Genomic DNA, 20,259 nt, shown 5'->3' with positions numbered 1-20,259 from the left:
CGATGCTGCGCCAGGCGCTCAGCCAGCTCTCGGTGCCGGACGCGCCGGTCGCCACCGTCAGCGGCAAGCTGGTGGGCGTCAGCGGCTTGCTGCTGGAAAGCGTGGGGTGTCCGCTGCAAACTGGGCAGCGCTGCCTGGTGGAAACCGCCGGCGGCGGCTGGCTGCAGGCGCAGGTGGTGGGCTTCCGCCGCGAGGTGTCCTTCCTGATGCCGTTCAAGAAGCCGGTCGGCCTCGCCACCGGCGCGCGGGTGTTGCCCGCGCCGGATAACGGCGGACTGATGATAGGGGACGGCTGGCTGGGGCGCATTGTCAACGGCCTGGGCGAGCCGCTGGACGACAAGGGCCGCCTGGGCGGCGACGCGCCGCTGGCCGCCCATCCGCCGCAAATCAATCCCTTGAAGAAAAAACCGGTCGATACGCCGCTGGACGTGGGCGTGCGCGCCATCAACGGGCTGCTGACCCTGGGCCGCGGCCAACGCGTGGGCCTGTTCGCCGGCTCCGGCGTCGGCAAGAGCGTATTGCTGGGCATGATCACCCGCCATACCGAGGCGGAGGTCGTCGTCGTCGGCCTGATCGGCGAGCGCGGCCGCGAAGTGCGCGAGTTCGTCGAGCATGCGCTGGGGCCGGAAGGGCTGGCCAAGGCGGTGCTGGTGGTGGCGCCGGCCGACGAGTCGCCGCTGATGCGGCTGAAAGCCACCGAGCTGTGCCATACCATCGCCGCCCATTATCGCGACCGCGGCCGCAATGTGCTGCTATTGGTCGACTCTCTGACCCGTTACGCGATGGCGCAGCGCGAAGTGGCGCTGGCGCTGGGCGAGCCGCCGGCCACGCGCGGCTATCCGCCGTCGGTGTTCGGCCTGCTGCCCAGCCTGGCCGAAAGCGCCGGCAACGGCGAAGGCGGCGAAGGCAGCATGAGCGCCATCTACACCGTGCTGGCCGAGGGCGACGACCAGCAAGACCCGGTGGTGGATACCGCCCGCGCCATTCTGGACGGCCACATCGTATTGAGCCGGGAGCTGGCCGAGCGCGGCCACTACCCGGCGATAGACATTTCCCGCTCGGTCAGCCGCTGCATGAGCCAGCTGATCGACGGCGGGCACGCCGCCGCCGCGCGGGAGCTGCGCGGCGCCTGGAGCCGCTACCAGGAGGTGCGAGGTTTGTTGCCGCTGGGCGCCTACGTGCCCGGCGCCGATGCCGCCACCGATCGCGCGCTGCGGCTGCAGCCTGCCATCGAGGCCCTGCTGTGCCAGGGCGCCGGCGAAGCCGCGCCTTACGCCGATTGTTTGCGCCAATTGCAGGAGCTCGCCACCGCATGAACCAGCCGATAAGACAACTCGACTTGCTGCTCAGGCTGCGCGAACGCGACGGCGAGCGGCTGGAAACCGAGCTGGCCGCCAAACGGCGGCTGCAGGAGCGCTACCGGCGCAATATCGAACGGCTGGACCAGCTCAGCGCGGCCAGCGGCGCCAGCGGCACGGCTGGCCATCCGGCATTGGCGCTCAATTGCGCCGGCTACAAGAGCCACTTGCTGGGCTTGCGTCAATCGCAACAGCAGGATCTGCAACTGGCGCAAGCCGACGCCGAGGTCAGCCGGCTGCGCCTGCAGGACGCGCGCAGGCGCGAGGAGCAGGTGAAGCTGTTGCGGGAAGAGAAACTGCTGGAATGGCGGACCGAACAGAGCCGGGCGGAGCAGAAGCGCACCGACGAAACCGCCGGCCAGGCGTGGCTCAGGGGGTGTGGCTAGTGGTGAATATTCACGCTGTTTCAGTCTGGGCCGCCGATGGTCGCCTTGGCTGGGTACATACCTGTTAGCGGACGAAAGGAATACCGATGGCTATCGACTTCAACGCGGTGCCCCCTTCCACCTGGGCTGAGAACCTGGCGCGCGGCCAGTTAAGCAAGCTGCAGGCGCAGATTGACAGCCAGACCAAGGCGGCCAAGTCGCGAGGCGACGCGCTGAACCAGCTGCAGAAGGCGTTGCAGGAGTACAAGTCCAGCCTGACCACGCTGACCGGCAAGAAGAGCCTGGTAGCGATGAACGCCACCGCCACGCCGGACGGCGCCGCCACGGTCACAGCTAAAGGCAACGCCGCAGCGGGCAATTACACCGTATTCGTCGAGCAGCTGGCCAGTTCGCAGCAACTGCTGATGGGCGACCTGGCGGGAGCCGCCGCCAAGGCGGGAGACAAGTTCACCGTCAAACTGGGCGGCGGCGAGTCGTTCGAAGTCGCGCTGGACGGCGCCGACCGGGACAATGACGGCAAGTTGTCGCCGAGCGAGCTGGCGCTGGCCATCAATCGCGCCAGCGGCAACTCGGGCAAGGTCAACGCCATGGTGTTGAACAACAACGGCGTCAGCCAACTGGTGCTGTCTTCCGGCAAGAGCGGCGAAAAGAACGCGATTTCGCTGGACCTGGCCGGCATCAGCGACGATGGATTGAAGAACGGCCTGTCCGCGCCCAAGGAGTTGAGCAAGGCGCAGGACGCCGTGGTCTGGCTGGGTGGGAAAGCCAACGGCGTCAAGCTACAGCAGGGCTCCAACACCTTCGACAACATCCAGGGCGTCAGCTTCACCGTCAACAAGGTCAGCAAGGATACCGATCCGCCGCTGCAAATCTCCGTCAGCCGCGGCGACAGCGACACCACCGCCAACGTCCAGTCCTTCATCGACGGGTACAACAAGATCTACAAGGCGATTTCCGACATGTCGCAGTCCGGCGGCAGCGGCAAGCAGGCAGGCGCCTTCGCCGACGACTCCAGCATCCGCGGCTTGAAGAGCCAGCTCAACGCCATCCTGCGCCAGTCCTACGATGGCGTCACCCTGGGCCAGTTGGGCATCAAGGCCACCCGCGAGGGCACGCTGGAGCTGGACAGCAAGAAACTGGGCGAAACGTTGAAGGCCAGCCCGGACGCGTTGGACCGCTTTTTCAACGGCGCCGACCAGAACGGCGCGCTCAAGCAAAGCGCCGACTACCTGGACAAATGGCTGAACAGCAGCAGCGGTTTGCTCAAGCTGCGCCGAGACAGCGAGGACCGCAACCAGAAAGATCTGACCCGGCGCCAGGAGGCGCTGCAGAAGAATTTCGAGCAGACCTACAACCGCTATCTGGCGCAGTTCACCAAGCTGCAGAGCATGCAGGACCAGATGACGCAGACCATGAGCATGTTCGGCGCCAATTCCAATTACTTCTGAATTTGAAAGAAAGCAGGACGAGATCGTGGATTACGAAGCCTATCGCAGCTATCACGCGGTCAATCTGGAAGCCCAGACCGGCGCCGCCAGCCAGGTGGAGCTGGTGCTGGTGCTGTTCGACGGCCTTCTGGAAGAGATTGCCCGCGCGCGCGGCCACTTGGCGCACCAGCGCTTCGAGCAGAAGGGCGAGAGCATCAGCAAGTGCATCAATATTCTCAATGGCCTGTCCAGCGCTCTGGACTTTGAAGCCGGCGGCGAAGTGGTGGCCAACCTGGCGCGGCTGTACGACTACTGCGCCCACCGGCTGTATCAGGCCAGCGTGGAACTCGACGGCGCGCCGCTGGACGAGGCCGAGAAGCTGCTGGTCATGCTCAAGGGCGGCTGGATCGGCGTGCGGGACCAGCATGCCGCGGCCTGAGGTCGAGCGCTGGTGCCAAAGCGTGGTCGATGCGGCCCGGCGCGGGGATTGGGACGCGCTGACCGCATTCGACGCGCGTTTGCGCCAGGCTTTGACGCAGTCCGGCTGCGGCTTGGACGCGGATGACCGGCAGGCGCTTTTTGCCGCTTACCGGGAGGCGCTGGCGATGAGCCAGGCCGAGCTGGATGCGCTGGGCGGCAAGATCGCCATGATCGGGCAACAGCGCGAAGGCCGGCTGGCCTACGCGCAATTCAGTGAATGGGAACAAGCATGAGCAGAGTGGCACCGCCGCAAACCGCGGCCCTTGCTTCCGCGCCGCCGGGAGAGGGAGAGGCGGCGATCAACCCGGCGATGGACGATCTGTCGTGGATGGATGTCGATCCGACGGCGGGCTTCGCCGATGCGATGTCCGACGCCGGCGCGCGCCAGGCGCTGCCGGAGGCGCCGCTGGAGGCGGTTGCGCCTTCCTTGGCGGATGCCTCGCGCCAGGCGGTTCCCGCCTTGGCCGCCGACGGCGAGCCGCCGGCGGAGAAGGGCGATGCGGACGACAAGCCGCGCAAAGCGGTGGACGCGGCCGCGCTGAGTCCGGCCCTGCAGCCGCAGACCTGGCAGGCCTTGATGCCGCGCCAGCCGCTGGCGCCCCGGTCTCCTGAGGCTGATAACGCGCCTGCGGCAGATGTCGGCCGGATCGCCGATGCCGCGCCTGCGGCCAGGCTCGCGGACAAGCCATTGCCGGCGCCGCTGGCCGATCTGGCGACGCCGCGGGTTCTGGAGCTTCATCCCGGCGCCGATGTCTTGCCGGCGGCGCGCCCGGCCGATGCCGGGAAGCCTGCAGACAGTTTCAGCCTGGCCTTGCCGGCGGCGCAGCCGGAGAGCTGGAGCGGCAAGCTGCAGGCGGCGCTGGGTGAACGGTTGCCGGCCTTGTCCAGCCAGAACATGGACAGAGCCACGTTGCGGTTGGATCCGCCGTCGTTGGGCACGCTGGAAATCTCCCTGCGTCATCATGCCGGCGCGCTGACGGTAGAACTGACCGCTTCGCATGGCGAAGTGGTGCGCCAATTGCAAGGCATAGGCGAGGCATTGCGGCAGGACCTGGGCGGGCGCCAGTACACCCAGGTGGCGGTGGAGGTGCGCGAGGGCCTGCCTTCCGGCCATGGACAGGGCGGCCGCCAGGGGCGCGAGCAGCAGGAGCGGCAGCAGCCAGGGCGCGCCTTGAGCGAGCAAGGGTGGGCGCAGGCCGACGCTTTTCAATTGGATCAGGGTTGACGAGAAGGAAGGTGATTGATGAATAGCAGAACCCTGATCGTGGCCGCGCTGGTGGCTGTCCTGGTCGCCGGCGCCGGCGGCGGCGGTTGGTGGTATTACCAGCAATCGGCGCAGGCGGAGCCGGTGAAGCCGCCGCCGGCCGAATACCGCTTCGTCACCTTGGACAAGATCATCGTGATGTTGAAGAGCGAATCCGGCGGCGACGCGCGCTACATGGCGGTGGACCTCGTGTTCCGCAGCAGCCTGGAGAGCGAGGCTAAGGTAAAGGAGCAGCTGCCGCTGCTCAAGAGCGTGGCGGTGCGCGCGCTGTCCCAACTGACCCGCGAGCGGGCCAACGCGCTGAACATCGACGATTTCCAGAAGCTGCTGGACCGCTCCTATCGCGCCAACTATGCGCGCGAGGGGCGCGAGCAGCCATTCACCGAGGTGATGGTCAGCAAGCTGATCATCGAATAAGCCGATGTACGCCGAGAGCTACGAGCTTCCCTGCCAGGCGGCCGACGAGGGGCGTCACCTGGCGGCCTACGCGCCGCTGGTCAAGCGCGCCGCTCGCCAGCTGGCCAGCCAGGCCGGCGGCGTGTTCGATCGCGAGGACATGGAGCAGATCGGGCTGATGGCGCTGCTCGATTGCCTGCGCCGCTACGGCGGCGAGCCGGACGAGCGCTTTGCCGGCTTCGCCATGCTGCGCATCCGCGGCGCCATCCTGGACGAGTTGCGACGGCTGGACTGGCGGCCTCGCTCGGTGAGGCAGGAAGCTCATCGAGTCCGCGACGGCTTGCGCGAACTGCGGCGCAAGCTGAGGCGCGAGCCTTCCGAGGCGGAAGCGATGGCCTTGCTGGGGCTGGATGCGGACGCCTACCGCGAAGCGTTGCTGGCCGAGAACGCCGAGGCGATGGCCAGCTTCGACGAGCTGGTGGCCTCCGGCATGGAGTTGGCGGCGGAGGGGTCGCCGGAATCCCGGCTGGAGCGGCAAAGCGAGCTGGCGCGCGCGCTGACCGCGCTCAACGAGCGCGAGCGGCAGGTGATCCAGCTGTATTACGAATTCGAACTGAGTCTCAAGGAGATCGCGGCGGTGCTGGAGCTGACCGAGGCCCGCATCTGCCAGATCAACAAGAGCGCCCTGAAAAAGATGCAGGCCTGTCTGATGGCGGCCTGAGGCAAGGAAACATCCCATGCAGCAATTGTTTGGCATTCTGATCGTGCTGGTTTGCGTATTCGGCGGCTTCATGCTGCACGGCGGCGTGCTGTCGGTGATCTGGCAACCGGTGGAACTGTTGATCATCTGCGGCGCGGCGCTGGGCGCCATCGTGCTGGGAAACCCGCCGCACGTCCTCAAGGAAATGGGCAGCCAGATCAAGCGCGTGGTGGTGCGCAAGAAGCAGGGTGCCGAATTCCAGCGCCAGCAGCTGTTGCTGATGTACGAGCTGCTGATCACCGCCAGCCGCGGCCTGAAGGCGCTGGACCAGCACGTGGAGGCGCCGAAGCAAAGTTCCTTGTTCAACCGCTATCCGCTGGTGCTGGAAAACCGCAAGCTGCTGGCCTTCATCGTCGACAACTTCCGGCTGATGGCGATGGGCAAGATCAATGCCCACGAGCTGGAAGGCGTGCTGGACCAGGAGTTGGATGCGATCCATGAGCAGCTGAACCAACCGTCCAAATCCTTGCACAAGATCGCGGAGGCGATGCCCGGCTTCGGCATTCTGGCCGCGGTGCTGGGCATCGTGATGGCGATGAACACCGTCAGCCAGGGCGCCAGCGCCGGGGAGATCGCCAACAGCGTGGCGGCGGCGATGGTAGGCACCTTCATCGGCATTTTCTTCTGCTACGGCGTGCTGGACCCGCTGTCCAACGTGATGCATCAGCTGGTCAAGGAAGAGCTGTCCCATTTTGAATCGGTGAAGGTGGTGCTGACCACCCACGTTTCCGGCAAGCCGCCGCTGTTGGCGATCGACGCCGGCCGCCGGCTGGTGCAGTTGAACACCAAGCCCAGCTTTTCGCAGCTGGAGTCTTGGATCAATACGATGGAAGGGCTGGGTTAAGCGATGGCCGGCCTGAAGAACAAGGGCGATCATGAAGGCGCGGTGATCAAGAAGGTATCTCGCCGGCAATCCGATGAGGGGCATGGCGGTGCCTGGAAAGTGGCTTTCGCCGACTTCGTGCTGGCGCTGATGTGCCTGTTCCTGGTGTTATGGGTACTGGCGGCCCGCGACCAGGAAAATCTGCAGCAGTTGCTGACCACTTCCGGCGGCAGCCCGTTGTTGCAGGGCAATGGCCGGCAGATAGACCACATGGGCAACCCGCCTGGCACGCTGATCCCGCGCGATCCCATACCCGGGCAGGCCGGCAGCCAGGCGGCCAGCAAGTCGGCTCTGCGCGACAGCGACAAGCGCGCCAGCGAGCCGCCGGAGTTGCCGAGGAAGCGCTACGACAGCGAGGCGGATCTGCGCAAGTTGGCTGCGCAACTGGCGCAGATGAGCAAGGAGGCCGGGCTTTCCAGCAACTTGCAGACCGTGGTGACGCCGTATGGCCTGCGGGTGACGCTGCATGATACCGACCAGCAAGGCATGTTCGAGCGCGGCAGCGCCATCGTCGATCCGAAATTCCGCGGCTTGCTGCAGCAAATGGGCGCGATGCTGGGCGAGATAGACAACCGTCTGCTGTTGGTCGGCCACACCGATGCCGCGCAATATCATCGCGCGGGAGGGTTCGCCGCCATGTCAAATTGGTCATTGTCAAGCAATCGGGCAATGGCTGCCCGGGTGCACATGATGCAGGGCGGCTTGGCCGCCGATTCGGTGCTGCAAGTGGTCGGCATGGCCGAACGGGCGCCGTTGGACAAGCGGCATCCCCTGGCGGCCGCCAATCGCCGGATAGAGCTGCTGGTGCTGACTTCCGGCCAGGCCGAGGCGGTGGTGTCGATGTTCGGCGCGCCTGCGGAAACCAGCGGCGCCCCGCCAGGTGTTGCGTTAGCGCTACCAAATGCCGATGAATTACAAAAATTGAGATCAAATACCATCGGTATCAAGTAATTTGCTGTTAAAATTTGTTAAGCACAGAAAAAATTTTGTTTCAATAGATTTTTTCTGTGCTTTTTTCACATAAATTTTAACCAAAATATTTACAATTTCCCCACCTTTGATAACAATGTCGCCTGTATGAGTCATATCTCATACAGCAAACAATAATTAATGACTACAGCATTCTTTGGTGGTTTGGCGTGCTGATAAGTCGGGGACGTGTTACCGAGATGAATCAAGAGCAAGTAAGGCAGATGTTGCGGCAGACGCCGCTATTTGGTCATTTGGAAGACGACGAGGCGCTGGACCGGGTTCTGGAGTATTCGGAAACCGTGCGTTTGGCGAAGGGCGAATCCTGGTACGAGGAGGCAGACGAGTCCGATTCGGTAGGTTTGCTGCTGGGCGGCTGCATGCAGGTTTATGTGTCCGAGCCGGGCGGCAAGAAATATGTGCTGCAGATGCTCATGCCCGGCCAGTTGCTGGGCATGGAGTCGTTTGTGGACTGCGGCGAGCGCGGCAGCAATGCGGTGGCGGACGAGGACAGTGTGCTGCTGAGTTTTTCCCGCGAGGCGCTCAAGCGGTTTTTCGACAGCGAAGACGGTCTGCCCGGATGTGAGCAGGTGCGCGGCCACATCATGCGCTACCTGGTTTCGCTGGTGCGGCACATGACCATGCTGGCGCGCAATCTGGCGCTGCTGGACGTCTACGGCCGGGTGCGCATCCTGATCAATCAGATGCTGATCGAGCAGGATGGCGTGCTGATTCTGCGCAAGCAGTTGACCCAGCAGGAAATCGCCGACCAGATCGGCTCCTCGCGCGAGATGGTGGCGCGTATCCTGAAGGAGTTGATCTACGGCCATTACATCCGTTTGGAAAATCGGCGCATCATCGTCTTGAAGATGTTGCCGGAGAATTTCTGATCCGCCCCGGGAGGCCGCGCGACGTTGGTTGCGCGGCTTTTTTGTTTTCCCGGTTTAAGTTTGGCGGCGCGACGTCGCCTAGTAACGGTATCACACCCATATAGTCAGTAGGCAGATAGATGCAGATTTCCTCTCTTAGCACCTGGCGCGGCGACAAGGCGGCCGCAGGCAAGGCTGAGGCTCCGGTGGCGGGCGATGCGCCGCGGCCTGCCTCCAGGGCGCTCTCTCCGGCGGAGGCTCCGCTGGCGGCTTCGCTGCAGGCGATGCCGGAAATCGACCAGGCCAAGGTGGAGGCGGTCCGCGCAGCGCTGGCTCGCGGCGAGGTGCGTTTCGACGCGCAACGGCTGGCCGGGCTGATCGATCAATATCACGGCGGACGTTGATGGACACAAAGGCCTTGTATCGGCGGCTGTTCGCCACGATAGGCGGCGATTTGTCCGACTATCCCAAGCTTGTCGATCTGCTGGAAAGACAGTTCCGCGCCGCGCTGGGACATGATGCCGCCGGTTTGGAGGCGTGCGCGGCGGAGATATCCGGGTTGTGCGACAGGCTGGAGGGCAGCCGGCGCGAGCGCCAGGGGCTGGTCGACGCCTTGTTGCCGGCAGGCTCCGAGCGATCCGTGGATGCCGTGATCGGCGCTTTGCCGGCACCCTTGCGCGAGCAGGGCGATGCGCATGTGAGGCGGCTGCGCGGACTGATAGATGCTTGCCGCGAACGCAATTTGCGCAATGGCGAATTGCTGCAGGAGCGCAGGCAACTGTTGCTGCGGGTATTGGAAGGCGAGAGCGATGTTTACGCGGCGCAGTGACATGGATGGCGCGCCGGCTGCGGGCTGGGGGGCGAACAGAGTGGCTTTGCCGCTGGACTTGCCGTCCGACGGCGCTGGTTTTGCCGAACAATTCGCCGGCGTGCGCTCCGAAGTGGAGCGTTATATCGCCAATGGCGAGGCGGGCGCGGTTCCTGCCTTGTCTCCGGAGGCCTGGCGGGTTCGCCAGCAGCTGGGAGGGGGAGCGATCGATGCTGCCTTCGCGCCGAAAGACAAGCAGGCTTTCGTGGAGGAAATGCTGCCGCATGCGCAGGCTGCGGCGGCGCGCCTGGGCGTGGCGCCGGATGTCATTCTGGCGCATGCCGCGCTGGAGTCGGGTTGGGGGCGCAAGCCGCTGGTGCGCGGCGATGGAAGCAATAGCCACAATCTGTTCGGCATCAAGGCTGATTCGCGCTGGCGAGGCGACGCGGCGGCGGCGATGACTACCGAGTTCATTCATGGCCAGAAGCAGAGTCGGGTAGAGTCGTTTCGCGCGTATCCCGATTACCGGGCGGCGTTCGACGACTACGCGAACCTGCTGGCGTCGAATCCTCGCTACCGGGCGGCGTTGGGTGTGGGCGGCGACGCGGAGGCTTTCGCCTCGGCGTTGGCGCGGGGCGGCTATGCCACGGACCCGGACTACGCGTCCAAACTGGCGGGCGTGGCGCGGCTGTTTCGCCGGGGCGCGCGCTAGGTCCGGCTTGCGGCGGTGAGCCGCGGAGTGGTTGGCGCTGCGGCGCCAATTTCTATTTTGGTGTAATTTTGATAAATAAAAAGAAAAAAGCCGAAATCATAAGATTTCGGCTTTTTAACTGGTGGAGGTAAGCGGGATCGAACCGCTGACCTCTTGCATGCCATGCAAGCGCTCTCCCAGCTGAGCTATACCCCCAGTATGCTGGCGTCCCCACGGGGATTCGAACCCCGGTTGCCGCCGTGAAAGGGCAGTGTCCTAGGCCTCTAGACGATAGGGACTTACTTCTGAATTGTATTGTGGTGGAGGTAAGCGGGATCGAACCGCTGACCTCTTGCATGCCATGCAAGCGCTCTCCCAGCTGAGCTATACCCCCACATGAAACTATGGCGTCCCCACGGGGAGTCGAACCCCGGTTATCGCCGTGAAAGGGCGGTGTCCTAGGCCTCTAGACGATGGGGACTGAATTGTTGGTGGAGGTAAGCGGGATCGAACCGCTGACCTCTTGCATGCCATGCAAGCGCTCTCCCAGCTGAGCTATACCCCCACATATCCATCGATTTCGCTTTCGCGCCGACCGTTCGGTCTCGACAGGAGGCGAACTATACCTTGACCAATTTGGCCGTGCAAGCGGTTTGTGAAAATATTTTGGAAAAATGCAGGTTTTACCCGTTTTGATTGGCCGTTCCGTTGTTTGCGGCGCAATGGAAAGGCATTTTGGGTATTTTAATTGCTAAATGGAATAATAAAGTAAAATAATATTACTTAGTGTTCTAATTTTCGACTGATATGGTGTCTCAGTGGCTGGCCGATATTCCGGCTGGGATGCCGTATTTTGGAGAATCGAAAGTGAAGAAACTGAACGCAGCGTTCGCGCTGATTTTTGCCGCGGCCGGTGCCGTGGCTCATGCCGACGATCTGGCCGACATCCGCAAGGCCGGCGTGCTGAAGATCGGCACCGAGGGCACTTACGCGCCCTTCACCTATCATGACGCCGCGGGCGGCCTGACCGGCTTCGACGTGGAGATAGGCCAGGCGATCGCCGCCAAGCTGGGCGTCAAGCCGCAATTCGTCGAAGGCAAGTGGGACGGCCTGATCGCCGGCCTGGACGTCAAGCGCTACGACGTGGTGATCAACGAGGTGGCGATCACCGACGCGCGCAAGGTCAAATACGACTTCTCCGTTCCCTACATCGTCTCCAAGGCGGTGCTGATCGTCCGCGACGACAACCGCGACATCAAGCGTTTCGAGGACCTGAAGGGCCGCAAGTCGGCCAACACCCTGACCAGCAACTTCGGCAAGCTGGCGCAGCGCTACGGCGCCGAGATCGTTCCGACCCAGGGTTTCAATGAATCAGTCGCGTTGCTGGAGTCCGGCCGGGTGGAGACCACCATCAACGACAGCTTGTCCTTCCTGGACTTCAAGAAGAAGCAGCCCAAGTCCCGCCTGAAAGTGGCCGCCACCGAGGCTAACGGCGACGCGTCCGGCGTGCTGCTGCGCAAGGGCAACCCGGAGCTGAAGGCCGCCATCGACAAGGCGCTGGCCTCGATCAAGGCCGACGGCACCTATCAGAAGATTTCGCGCAAGTATTTCGGCGCGGACGTGTCGCGCTGAGTTGAGGAGCGGCAATGCCCCCGTGGTTGCAGTTGATGGCGGATTCGCTGCCGTCCCTTTTGTATGCAGGCCTGGTATTCACCGTGCCGCTGACGCTGTTGTCTTTCGCCGGCGGCCTGGCGCTGGGCCTGGCGGTGGCCTTGGTCCGGCTGTTCGGGCCGCGCCCGCTGGTTTTGCTGGTGCGCGGCTATTCCTGGCTGGTGCGCGGCACGCCGCTGCTGGTGCAGCTGTTCGTGATCTTTTACGGCTTGCCGCGGGTCGGCATCGTGTTCGATCCGTTCCCGGCGGCGCTGCTCGGCTTCGTGCTCAGCGTAGGCGCCTACACCTCGGAAGTAATACGCGCCGCGATTTCGTCGGTGCCGAAGGCTCAATGGGAGGCGGCGTATTCGCTGGGCATGAGCTGGTCGCAGGCGATGCGCCGCACCATCCTGCCGCAGGCGGGCAGGGTGGCGGTGCCGCCGCTGGCCAACTCCTTCATCTCGCTGGTGAAGGACACTTCGCTGGCGGCGGTGCTGACGGTGCCTGAAATGTTCCAGGCGGCGCAGCGCATCGCGGCCACCACTTACGAGCCGCTGCTGCTGTATCTGGAGACCGCGCTGATCTATCTGTTGTTGAGCACCGTATTGACCTGGCTGCAGGAACGGTTGGAAAAACGTTTTGACCGGCACGTGGCGCCGGTAGGGGTCGCGTCATGATCAAGCTGAGTCGTATCGTCAAATCCTTCGGCGGGCAGACCGTGCTGCATGATGTCGGCCTGGAGCTGGCCGAGGGCGGCGTCACTGCGCTGATCGGCCCGTCCGGCAGCGGCAAGAGCACGCTGCTGCGCTGCGCCAATCTGCTGGAGACGCCGGATGCCGGCGAGCTGCAGCTGGCCGGCGAGACCTTGCGTTTCGAACCCGGCAGGAAGTTGTCCCGCGACGCCATCCTGCGCGTGCGCCGCGTCACCGGCATGGTGTTCCAGAGCTTCCAGCTGTTTCCGCATCAGACCGTGCTGCAGAACGTGATGGAAGGACTGCTGACCGTGCAGCGCTGGCCGCGGGACAAGGCGGAGGCGCGGGCGCGCGAGTTGCTGGACAAGGTGGGCATGGCGCATAAGGCCGACGCCTGGCCGTCCACGCTGTCCGGCGGACAGCAGCAGCGGGTGGCGATCGCCCGCGCGCTGGCGCCGTCGCCGCAGCTCTTGCTGTGCGACGAGCCGACGTCGGCGCTGGACCCGGAGTTGGCCGCGGAAGTGGTGGCGGTGTTGCGCCAGCTGGCCGCCGACGGCGTCACCATGCTGATGGCCACGCACGATCTGCGTCTGGCTTCCAGCGTCGCCCGCGACGTGGTGTTTCTGGAAAACGGCCGCGTGGTCGAGGCGGGCTCCGCCGCGCAGATATTCGGCGCGCCGCGCGAGGCGCGCACGGCGGAGTATGTTTCCACGCTGACGGCGGGCGCCAGGGATCTGGTGCAGATTTGAGCTGTTGACGGTATGGATGAGCAAATTTTTATATTTCCCGGTGGGGCCGATAGGTAAAACGACCGTATCAACACAGGGAGAAGAAAATGCTCATCGGACATAGACTGCATCTTCCGGCAGGTTCGGCCGGCTCCGCGCAGCAGTCAGGCCGCGCGCAAGGCGCGGCGGAAAGCGGAAAGGTGGGGGATGCCGGCTTTGGGCTGGATCCACACCGCTTGCGCGAGGTGACTTTCATCGGCGCGGGCAGCAGCATCGCCTATCTCGCCAATGAAATGTCGGGCCGCTTCGAAGGGGGCGAGGACGATCAGCCGTTGCTGGGCAAGGTCAGCGTGATCGGCATCGAGGACGCGTGGTCGCCGTCGGTGCGCGGTCAAGGCTACATCAACCATCAGAGCGAAATCATCGGGCAGTGGGGCGAGCGCGCGCCGGCTTACGACCCCGGCTATGCCGATCGCGGCGAATTCGCCGCCGGCAATGGCCGGCAGATCGGCAGGCTGGAGTCGCTGGGCGCCGAGCGCCTGGAGGCGCAGGTGAAAGACATCAGCCGTCTCGACGACGGCTGCTTCCGCCTGACGCTGGACGACGGCAGAGTGCTGGATAGCCGCCAAGTCGTGCTGGGCGCGGGCGCGGGGCCGCATACCAGCATCTGGAATCAGGCCGCGCCGCAAACTGAGGCGGAAAAGCGCCTGGGCAATATTCGTCTGACCCAGCCGGAGGCCTTGCGCGGCAAGGTGATGGATCTGGACGAGTTCATGCGCGCCAGCGACGCGGATCCATCCCGTTTCGCCGGAAAAACCGTGGTGGTCCATGGGCCCAATGCCGGCATCGATGCAGTGGAGCGCGCGGGCGAGCTGGGCGCCAAGGTGGCTTGGTTTGTGCGCACCACCGCGCCAGTGCTGCTGGATGGCAATCAGCTGAAATTCGCGCCGGAGTTGGCTGGCACTGCGCTGCATAAAGTGGATGCCTTGGAGATCTCGCCGGCGGAGGCTGGCGGGATGAGTCTGAGCTATACCGCGCCGGGAGGCGGCGTATCGCAGGCTGCGCAACGCTTGCAGGCCGACTACTACGTCTACGCGCTGGGGCAGGACATCAACAAGCCGGGCAGCGCCGGCACCATGCTGGGTGAAATCGCATCGCAGCTGGAGCCGGTTTACGATTATGACCAGGTTTACAGCGACCAGCCTTTCCGCACCGTCCTCGGCCTGCAGAGTCGTGGCGCGAACAGCGATGGCGGCTTGGTTGTCGTCGGCGCCGCGGTGGCGCAACTGGCGGGCCGGGTGCAGCATACCTATCTGGATCATGCCGCCGAACGCATCCTGGGCCAATTGGACCGTTTGCCTGGAGCGGGGGGCGAGGCGTTGTCGAATATGCTGCTGGGAGGGGCGTCCGCGGCGGAAATCGAGGCCGGGCTGCTGGCCATGCGGCCGGAGGGCGGCGCGCGCGCGGATTGGGATGTGCTGGGCAGCCTGGTGAGGGATTTTCTCGCCGCCCGCGATTATTTCGCCAAGACAAGCTCCCGCGGCGTCGTGCGGGAAGTGGAAAACCAGGTGGGCGCCGAAGTGGCTTCCGTGGTAGTGTCGCCGCAGCTGGGCACGGTAAAGGCGGCATCCGCTGCCTTGTCCGGCCTGATGCCGGCCTATGTCGGCAATGGCGAGAATAATTTCACCAACGACAACCGCACCATGCTCCGGGCGGGTCTTGCCATGCGGCATCCTGATCTGGCCGAGAGCGATGCTTCGGGTTTCATTCAGGAGTCGATCGCCTTGCGGCGCCTGGATGGCCAGCGATTTGTCGAGCAGGTGGCAGAGGATATGCTGAAGAAGGATCTGCTGCCGATGCTGGAGCGTTTGACGTCTGAGAACTTGCCGGCTTTTCAGGCCAGGCTCGCGCGTTTGCGGCTGCCGGAGGATTTGTCGCGGCAGGCCGAGGCGGTGGCGGACGGGGCTGCGCGCGAAGCATTTGCCGATGCTCTGGGCGGCGCATTGCGCGAGCGTTTGGCCGAATCGGCCACGCCGGTCCGCGGCGTGCCGGCAGGGGTGAGGGAGGCTTACGAGGCCAGGCTGGCCGAGGCGGCCAAGAGCGGCGGCGGTGGCGCGTCTTTGGGCGGCTTGTGGCTGAGCCGGTCTTGATGGATGGAAAAGCCGGCCGAGGTCCGGCTTTTTTGCGCGGATGGGCGCTGGCGGGCAGTCTCGAATTCTCCGGCGGCCCGGATGGCGGAGCGCAATGAAAAAAGCCCGCGCGAGCGGGCTGGTTTCATTGTGAAGCAGTCGGTTGGTGGAGATAAGCGGGATCGAACCGCTGACCTCTTGCATGCCATGCAAGCGCTCTCCCAGCTGAGCTATACCCCCGTTGGTCCGTCGCTGCGTTCACAGTGCTGAGCATTCTATTCGCGTTTTTGTCGATTGTAAACACCTTGCGATGAAAAAAGTGAAAATTGCCGGGCAAGGCTTGTTGGAATGCTTTAGGACATAGTCGCATGTCGATGTCAGCGCGCGGGACGCTGCGGGGAGGCGTCGGGTATAATCGGCGGCCCGGATGCGCAGGAGGGCGCGATGTCGGTCGGCCATTACGAGAATTTCCCGGTGGGCTCCTTGTTGTTGCCGCGCCGGATGCGGCGCGCGGTGCACGCCATCTACCGTTTCGCCCGCTACGCGGACGACGTGGCCGACGAGGGCGACGCGGCCCCCGCCGAGCGCTTGGCCGAGCTGGATCGCATAGAGGCGGACCTGGACCGCATCGCGGCTGGCGAGCCGACGCGAATCGCGCTGATGGCCCCGCTTGCCGCGGCCGTCGCAGCGCATGCGTTGCCGCTGCAGCCGATGCGCGACTTGCTGTCCGCTTTCCGCCAGGATGTGGTCAAGACGCGCTACCAGAGCTTCGGCGAGCTGGTCGACTACTGCCGCCGTTCGGCCAATCCGGTGGGCAGGCTGATGCTGGCGTTGTACGGCGAGACCGATCCGCGCAGCCTGGCGCAGGCCGACGGCATCTGCACCGCCTTGCAACTGATCAACTTTTGGCAGGATGCGGCGGTGGATTGGGGCAAGGGCAGGGTTTACCTGCCGCAAGAGGATTTGGCGCGCTTCGGCGTGGATGAGGCGCAGATCGCAGCCGGCCGCGCCGACGCCAAGTGGCGGGCGCTGATGCTGTTCCAAGTGGAGCGGACGCGCAAGATGCTGCAGGCTGGCGCGCCGCTGGGAAGAACGCTGCGCGGCCGGCTGGGGTTGGAACTGAGGCTGATCGTGATGGGCGGCGACCGTATTTTGCACAAGCTGCACGCGTCAGGCGGCGACGTGTTCGGACAGCGGCCCGCGCTGGGCGCTGGCGATTGGATATATATGATGTGGCGGGCGTGCCGGGCCAAATGAGCCGGCGCGGCGCTGAAAACGAGCCTTTCCGCCAAGCGGGCGGGCGACAGCAGGGGAGAGGCGCGTGACGCCCGATCAGTATTGCGAGGACAAGGCCGCGGCCAGCGGCTCCAGCTTCTATCACAGTTTCCGTTTTCTGCCGGAAGAGCGGCGGCGCGCGATCACCGCGCTATACGCGTTTTGCCGCGAGGTGGACGACGCTGTGGATGAATGCCATGACCTGGGAGTGGCCCAGGCCAAGCTGGCCTGGTGGCGCGGCCAAGTGCAGCGCGCCTATCGCGGGGAGGCCGATCACCCGGTGATGCAGGCGCTGTTGCCGCATTTGCCGGCGTTTCAGCTGCCGCAATCGGAGCTGGAGGAGATCGTCGATGGCATGGAGATGGATCTGGGCATGGTCCGCTACCAGCGCTTCCAGGATTTGCTGCTGTATTGCCACCGGGCGGCCGGCGTGGTGGGCAAACTGGCGGCGCGCATCTTCGGCTACACCGACGAGCGCACGCTGGAGTACGCGCACGAGTTGGGCATCGCCTTCCAGCTGACCAACATCATCCGCGATGTGGGCGAAGACGCCCGCCGCGATCGCATTTACCTGCCGATGGACGAGCTGCAGCGTTTCAACTGCCCGGCGATGGACATTCTCCATTACGAGGAAAGCGACGCCTTCAAGGGGTTGATGGCGTTCCAGATCGAGCGCGCGCACGAGCATTACCGCAAAGCCTGGGAGCTGCTGCCGGCGGCGGACCGCAAATCGCAGCGTCCGGGGCTCCTGATGGCGGCCATCTACCGCGCCACGCTGCGGGAAATCCAGCAGGATGGTCCGGCCAAGGTGCTGAACCAGCGCCTGTCGCTGGGAACCGGCCGCAAGCTGTGGCTGGCCTGGAAAACCTGGACTTTCGGCTACAAGCCGTGAGACCCAGGGTGGCGGTGGTGGGCGCCGGCTGGGCCGGGCTCGCCGCGGCGGTGGAACTGGCGGAGCATGCCGATGTCACCGTCTATGAGGCCGGGCGCGAACCCGGCGGCCGCGCGCGTTGCAGCGGGCGCGGAGAGAGCAGGTTTGACAATGGTCAGCACATCCTGCTCGGCGCGTATGCAGAATGCCTGCGCCTGATGCGGATTGTCGGCGCCGATCCCGATCAACTGTTGTTGCGCAGGCCGCTGCAATGGCGGCGGGAGGGGGGCTTGAGCCTGGATTGCCCCCGGCTGCCGGCGCCGCTGCACCTGGCGGCTGGCTTGCTGGCGGCGCGGGGGCTCGGATGGCGAGACAAGTGGCGGCTGGCGCGCGCGCTGGACGGCTTGCGGCGCGCAGGCTATCGGTTGGCGCGCGATTGCAGCGTGGCCGAGTGGTTGGCGGAGCAAGGCCAGAGCCGCAGGCTGCGCGACGACTTCTGGCGGCCCATGGCCCTGTCCGCGCTGAATACGCCGCCGGAGTCGGCGTCGATGCGGGTGTTGGCTGCGACCTTGCGCGACAGCCTGGGCGGTCGGCGCGAGGACAGCGATTTGTTGTTGCCGGCGGCAGGCCTGTCCGCGTTGTTTCCCGAGCCGGCCTGGCGCTGGCTGTCGGAAAGGGGCGCCCGGCTGCGAGCCGGCTGCCGCGCGGGGCGGATTGTTTCGCGCGAGGACGGGCCGAAGGTGGACGATGAAGGGTATGATGCGGTGATAAGCGCCGTCGCGCCCTACCATGCGGCGGAATTGCTGGACGCGCCGGACTTGAAGCCGGCGCTGGCGGCGTTCCGTTATTGGCCGATCGCCACAGTCTACTTGCGCTTCGACGTTTCGCCGCGGCTGCCCGCGCCCATGCTGGGCGTCAGCGGCGGCGGCATGGATTGGCTGTTCGATCGCGAGGCGCTGGCCGGCGAGGCCGGTCTGGTGGCGGCGGTGCTCAGCGCGCCGACGGAGTTGCCGGACGCCGGAGAGTTGGCGGCGCGGGCGCTGGCGGACGCGCGCCGCGTCGCGCCGCATTTGCCCGATCCCGTTCAGCGGCGGGTGGTTGTGGAAAAACGCGCGACTTTCGCCAGCGAGGTCGGCCTGGACAGGCCGGCGGCGCGTTCGGCGCTCAAAGGGATTTATCTGGCCGGGGATTGGACGCACCCCGAGTACCCGGCCACGCTGGAGGGCGCGGCGCGCAGCGGCGCGGCCGCGGCCGCGGCGGTATTGCAAGACTTAGGAATAGAACCATGACGATGAAGACCGAGTTTGCTCAAGACGCGCTGGCAGGGCGCGTGATCCTGATCACCGGCGCCTCCCAGGGCATAGGCCGGGAAACCGCGCTGACCTTCGCCCGCCACGGCGCCACTGTTGTGTTGCTGTCGCGCAGCGTCAAGGGGCTGGAGAAGGTCTACGATGAAATCGTGGCGGCCGGCGGGCCGGAGCCGGCGGCGGTGCCGCTGGATTTGTTGAATGCGGGCGAGAATGAATTCAACCAGCTGGCGCTGACCATCAAACGCGAGTTCGATCGTCTGGACGGCATCGTTCACTGCGCCTCGCATTTTTACGCGCTGTCGCCGTTGACCAATCAGACCATCGAAGAATGGATGAACCAGTACCGGATCAATACCGTGGCGCCGTTCGCGCTGACCCGCGCCTGCCTGCCGCTGCTGAAGGACGCGCCGGACGCGTCGGTGCTGTTCGTCGGCGAGCATCACGCGTTGCATCCGACGGCCTACTGGGGCGGTTTCGGCGCGTCCAACGCCGGGCTGCCGTACCTGACCAAGGTGGCGGCGGACGAGTGGGAGATGTTCCCCCATCTGCGCGTCAACCTGTTGTTGCCGGGAGCGGTCAATTCGCCGCAACGCAACCGCACCCATCCGGGCGAGGACAAGAGCGAGCGCGGCGACTTGGCCGACTTGATGCCGCATTTCCTGTACTGGCTGGGCGAAGACAGCCGCGGCCGCAGCGGGGAAGTGCTGGAGCTGGACCTGCGCAAGCCGCGCGGCTGAAACCGGGAGAGGGCATGAAGAGACTGCTGCTGTTGGCCTGCGCGCTGTTGCTGGGCGGCTGCAATTACGTGAACAGCGTGACCGGGCTGAGCAAGGATTCCGACAAGGCGATAGGCGCCGCCTGCCGCCAGACAGGGCGTTCACTGGAGGCGTGCTACCAGCGCAACCCGAATGCCGACAAGGCCTTCATTTACGCCGGCTGGCGCGAGATGAACGAGTACATGGCGAAGAACAAGCTGGACACGATGGAGCCCTTGCCGGAGGCCGCGCCGGCGGCTTCCGCGCCGGCTCCGGCCATGGCGGGCAAGCATGCCGCCAGCGGCGCCTCTTCGTCGGCGAAGCAAGCCGGCATGCCGGATCTGATGAGCAGCGAGGACGCGGACCGGGCCGCCAAGAACGATCCGCAGGTGGAGGCCGTGCTGAAGGCGATACGGAGCGGCCAGCATAGCAAGAGCAGTTCCGCGCCGCCGGCAGGCGAGGACCAGAAGCGCCTGCTCAACATCATCCAGGAACTGAACAAGTCCGACTCGGGCCACAACCCGGGCTGAGGCGTTTTTTGACTGCCGCTTCGCCGCT

Annotated in this window: 23 protein-coding genes and 6 tRNA genes; 23 read left to right on the top strand and 6 right to left on the bottom strand. The window is 65.0% G+C overall.

Annotation, left to right across the window (positions count from 1 at the left end; all coding sequences use genetic code 11):
• Positions 1-2 precede the first annotated feature (2 nt).
• The 14 genes from fliI to flgJ all read left to right on the top strand — a co-directional run bounded on the left by fliI (position 3) and on the right by flgJ (position 10,312).
• Positions 3-1,316 (top strand): flagellar protein export ATPase FliI, encoded by a 1,314-nt coding sequence (gene fliI / locus DK842_RS22015; RefSeq protein WP_114063409.1) that lies wholly within the window; start codon positions 3-5, stop codon positions 1,314-1,316.
• Positions 1,313-1,744 (top strand): flagellar export protein FliJ, encoded by a 432-nt coding sequence (gene fliJ / locus DK842_RS22010; RefSeq protein ID WP_114063408.1) that lies wholly within the window; start codon positions 1,313-1,315, stop codon positions 1,742-1,744. Before fliI ends, fliJ begins: the two co-directional genes overlap by 4 nt.
• Before the next feature lie 86 nt (positions 1,745-1,830).
• A complete protein-coding gene (fliD, locus tag DK842_RS22005) occupies positions 1,831-3,192 on the top strand; it encodes a flagellar filament capping protein FliD (protein ID WP_114063407.1) in 1,362 nt (453 codons plus the stop codon).
• Positions 3,193-3,217: 25 nt separating this feature from the next.
• Complete coding sequence (fliS, locus tag DK842_RS22000) at positions 3,218-3,610, top strand: flagellar export chaperone FliS (protein WP_114063406.1); 393 nt, start codon at positions 3,218-3,220, stop codon at positions 3,608-3,610.
• On the top strand, positions 3,597-3,884 hold the full coding sequence (locus tag DK842_RS21995) for a hypothetical protein (RefSeq protein ID WP_114063405.1): 288 nt from the start codon (positions 3,597-3,599) through the stop codon (positions 3,882-3,884). The genes fliS and DK842_RS21995 overlap by 14 nt, the downstream gene beginning before the upstream one ends.
• A complete protein-coding gene (locus DK842_RS21990; RefSeq protein ID WP_232538556.1) occupies positions 3,881-4,876 on the top strand; it encodes a flagellar hook-length control protein FliK in 996 nt (331 codons plus the stop codon). The genes DK842_RS21995 and DK842_RS21990 overlap by 4 nt, the downstream gene beginning before the upstream one ends.
• Positions 4,877-4,894: 18 nt before the next feature.
• A complete protein-coding gene (locus DK842_RS21985; protein WP_114063403.1) occupies positions 4,895-5,332 on the top strand; it encodes a flagellar basal body-associated FliL family protein in 438 nt (145 codons plus the stop codon).
• Positions 5,333-5,336: 4 nt separating this feature from the next.
• Complete coding sequence (locus tag DK842_RS21980; RefSeq protein WP_114063402.1) at positions 5,337-6,032, top strand: FliA/WhiG family RNA polymerase sigma factor; 696 nt, start codon at positions 5,337-5,339, stop codon at positions 6,030-6,032.
• Positions 6,033-6,048: 16 nt separating this feature from the next.
• Entirely contained in the window at positions 6,049-6,915 is an 867-nt protein-coding gene (gene motA / locus DK842_RS21975) for a flagellar motor stator protein MotA (protein WP_114063401.1), read from the top strand.
• 3 nt (positions 6,916-6,918) lie between these two features.
• Positions 6,919-7,905 carry a flagellar motor protein MotB gene (locus DK842_RS21970; RefSeq protein ID WP_114063400.1) on the top strand — a complete coding sequence of 329 codons (987 nt, stop codon included), beginning with the start codon at positions 6,919-6,921 and terminating at the stop codon, positions 7,903-7,905.
• 218 nt (positions 7,906-8,123) lie between these two features.
• Complete coding sequence (locus DK842_RS21965) at positions 8,124-8,813, top strand: Crp/Fnr family transcriptional regulator (protein ID WP_114063399.1); 690 nt, start codon at positions 8,124-8,126, stop codon at positions 8,811-8,813.
• Positions 8,814-8,932: 119 nt separating this feature from the next.
• Positions 8,933-9,196 carry a flagellar biosynthesis anti-sigma factor FlgM gene (gene flgM / locus DK842_RS21960; RefSeq protein WP_114063398.1) on the top strand — a complete coding sequence of 88 codons (264 nt, stop codon included), beginning with the start codon at positions 8,933-8,935 and terminating at the stop codon, positions 9,194-9,196.
• Positions 9,196-9,621, top strand: a complete 426-nt coding sequence (gene flgN / locus DK842_RS21955; protein WP_114063397.1) for a flagellar export chaperone FlgN — start codon at positions 9,196-9,198, stop codon at positions 9,619-9,621. Before flgM ends, flgN begins: the two co-directional genes overlap by 1 nt.
• A 40-nt stretch (positions 9,622-9,661) precedes the next feature.
• A complete protein-coding gene (gene flgJ, locus DK842_RS21950) occupies positions 9,662-10,312 on the top strand; it encodes a flagellar assembly peptidoglycan hydrolase FlgJ (protein WP_232538555.1) in 651 nt (216 codons plus the stop codon).
• Between the two features lie 119 nt (positions 10,313-10,431).
• Here flgJ and DK842_RS21945 read toward each other — a convergent pair.
• The 5 genes from DK842_RS21945 to DK842_RS21925 all read right to left on the bottom strand — a co-directional run bounded on the left by DK842_RS21945 (position 10,432) and on the right by DK842_RS21925 (position 10,856).
• Positions 10,432-10,507: transfer RNA gene (locus DK842_RS21945), tRNA-Ala, on the bottom strand.
• 7 nt (positions 10,508-10,514) lie between these two features.
• Positions 10,515-10,590 (bottom strand) — tRNA-Glu (locus DK842_RS21940).
• A gap of 19 nt (positions 10,591-10,609) precedes the next feature.
• Positions 10,610-10,685 (bottom strand) — tRNA-Ala (locus DK842_RS21935).
• An 11-nt stretch (positions 10,686-10,696) separates the two neighbouring features.
• Positions 10,697-10,772 (bottom strand) — tRNA-Glu (locus DK842_RS21930).
• A gap of 8 nt (positions 10,773-10,780) precedes the next feature.
• Positions 10,781-10,856, bottom strand: a tRNA-Ala gene (locus DK842_RS21925).
• A 302-nt stretch (positions 10,857-11,158) separates the two neighbouring features.
• Between DK842_RS21925 and DK842_RS21920 the strand changes: the two genes are divergently transcribed.
• The 4 genes from DK842_RS21920 to DK842_RS21905 all read left to right on the top strand — a co-directional run bounded on the left by DK842_RS21920 (position 11,159) and on the right by DK842_RS21905 (position 15,511).
• Positions 11,159-11,923 carry an amino acid ABC transporter substrate-binding protein gene (locus DK842_RS21920; RefSeq protein WP_114063395.1) on the top strand — a complete coding sequence of 255 codons (765 nt, stop codon included), beginning with the start codon at positions 11,159-11,161 and terminating at the stop codon, positions 11,921-11,923.
• Between the two features lie 14 nt (positions 11,924-11,937).
• Positions 11,938-12,618, top strand: coding sequence for an amino acid ABC transporter permease (locus DK842_RS21915; RefSeq protein ID WP_114063394.1), 681 nt, complete (start codon positions 11,938-11,940; stop codon positions 12,616-12,618).
• Positions 12,615-13,382, top strand: a complete 768-nt coding sequence (locus DK842_RS21910; protein WP_114063393.1) for an amino acid ABC transporter ATP-binding protein — start codon at positions 12,615-12,617, stop codon at positions 13,380-13,382. Before DK842_RS21915 ends, DK842_RS21910 begins: the two co-directional genes overlap by 4 nt.
• Before the next feature lie 86 nt (positions 13,383-13,468).
• Positions 13,469-15,511 carry a restriction endonuclease gene (locus DK842_RS21905; RefSeq protein WP_114063392.1) on the top strand — a complete coding sequence of 681 codons (2,043 nt, stop codon included), beginning with the start codon at positions 13,469-13,471 and terminating at the stop codon, positions 15,509-15,511.
• 143 nt (positions 15,512-15,654) lie between these two features.
• Here DK842_RS21905 and DK842_RS21900 read toward each other — a convergent pair.
• Positions 15,655-15,730 (bottom strand) — tRNA-Ala (locus tag DK842_RS21900).
• Positions 15,731-15,934: 204 nt separating this feature from the next.
• On the opposite strand from DK842_RS21900, the gene hpnC reads away from it, so the two are divergent.
• From hpnC to DK842_RS21875, 5 genes are all read left to right on the top strand, one after another.
• On the top strand, positions 15,935-16,747 hold the full coding sequence (gene hpnC, locus DK842_RS21895; RefSeq protein WP_114063391.1) for a squalene synthase HpnC: 813 nt from the start codon (positions 15,935-15,937) through the stop codon (positions 16,745-16,747).
• Positions 16,748-16,811: 64 nt separating this feature from the next.
• Positions 16,812-17,657: a presqualene diphosphate synthase HpnD gene (gene hpnD / locus DK842_RS21890; protein ID WP_114063390.1), complete on the top strand. Its 846-nt coding sequence runs from the start codon at positions 16,812-16,814 to the stop codon at positions 17,655-17,657.
• On the top strand, positions 17,654-18,925 hold the full coding sequence (gene hpnE / locus DK842_RS21885; RefSeq protein WP_168194956.1) for a hydroxysqualene dehydroxylase HpnE: 1,272 nt from the start codon (positions 17,654-17,656) through the stop codon (positions 18,923-18,925). The genes hpnD and hpnE overlap by 4 nt, the downstream gene beginning before the upstream one ends.
• Entirely contained in the window at positions 18,922-19,683 is a 762-nt protein-coding gene (locus DK842_RS21880) for an SDR family oxidoreductase (RefSeq protein WP_114063388.1), read from the top strand. The genes hpnE and DK842_RS21880 overlap by 4 nt, the downstream gene beginning before the upstream one ends.
• A 14-nt stretch (positions 19,684-19,697) precedes the next feature.
• Positions 19,698-20,231, top strand: a complete 534-nt coding sequence (locus DK842_RS21875; RefSeq protein ID WP_114063387.1) for a hypothetical protein — start codon at positions 19,698-19,700, stop codon at positions 20,229-20,231.
• The last annotated feature ends 28 nt before the right edge of the window (positions 20,232-20,259 follow it).

This window comes from Chromobacterium phragmitis (genome assembly GCF_003325475.1).
GTDB lineage: Bacteria > Pseudomonadota > Gammaproteobacteria > Burkholderiales > Chromobacteriaceae > Chromobacterium > Chromobacterium phragmitis.
This window is presented reverse-complemented; position numbering and strand designations above follow the sequence as displayed.

Coding starts and splice junctions, on each gene's coding strand:
- fliI (WP_114063409.1), top strand. CDS start 3: ATGCTGCGCCAGGCGCTCAGCCAGCTCTCGGTGCCGGACGCGCCGGTC.
- DK842_RS21995 (WP_114063405.1), top strand. CDS start 3,597: ATGCCGCGGCCTGAGGTCGAGCGCTGGTGCCAAAGCGTGGTCGATGCG.
- fliJ (WP_114063408.1), top strand. CDS start 1,313: ATGAACCAGCCGATAAGACAACTCGACTTGCTGCTCAGGCTGCGCGAA.
- fliD (WP_114063407.1), top strand. CDS start 1,831: ATGGCTATCGACTTCAACGCGGTGCCCCCTTCCACCTGGGCTGAGAAC.
- DK842_RS21905 (WP_114063392.1), top strand. CDS start 13,469: ATGCTCATCGGACATAGACTGCATCTTCCGGCAGGTTCGGCCGGCTCC.
- DK842_RS21990 (WP_232538556.1), top strand. CDS start 3,881: ATGAGCAGAGTGGCACCGCCGCAAACCGCGGCCCTTGCTTCCGCGCCG.
- DK842_RS21915 (WP_114063394.1), top strand. CDS start 11,938: ATGCCCCCGTGGTTGCAGTTGATGGCGGATTCGCTGCCGTCCCTTTTG.
- motA (WP_114063401.1), top strand. CDS start 6,049: ATGCAGCAATTGTTTGGCATTCTGATCGTGCTGGTTTGCGTATTCGGC.
- hpnC (WP_114063391.1), top strand. CDS start 15,935: ATGTCGGTCGGCCATTACGAGAATTTCCCGGTGGGCTCCTTGTTGTTG.
- DK842_RS21910 (WP_114063393.1), top strand. CDS start 12,615: ATGATCAAGCTGAGTCGTATCGTCAAATCCTTCGGCGGGCAGACCGTG.
- DK842_RS21880 (WP_114063388.1), top strand. CDS start 18,922: ATGACGATGAAGACCGAGTTTGCTCAAGACGCGCTGGCAGGGCGCGTG.
- flgN (WP_114063397.1), top strand. CDS start 9,196: ATGGACACAAAGGCCTTGTATCGGCGGCTGTTCGCCACGATAGGCGGC.
- DK842_RS21970 (WP_114063400.1), top strand. CDS start 6,919: ATGGCCGGCCTGAAGAACAAGGGCGATCATGAAGGCGCGGTGATCAAG.
- flgM (WP_114063398.1), top strand. CDS start 8,933: ATGCAGATTTCCTCTCTTAGCACCTGGCGCGGCGACAAGGCGGCCGCA.
- DK842_RS21985 (WP_114063403.1), top strand. CDS start 4,895: ATGAATAGCAGAACCCTGATCGTGGCCGCGCTGGTGGCTGTCCTGGTC.
- DK842_RS21875 (WP_114063387.1), top strand. CDS start 19,698: ATGAAGAGACTGCTGCTGTTGGCCTGCGCGCTGTTGCTGGGCGGCTGC.
- DK842_RS21965 (WP_114063399.1), top strand. CDS start 8,124: ATGAATCAAGAGCAAGTAAGGCAGATGTTGCGGCAGACGCCGCTATTT.
- DK842_RS21980 (WP_114063402.1), top strand. CDS start 5,337: ATGTACGCCGAGAGCTACGAGCTTCCCTGCCAGGCGGCCGACGAGGGG.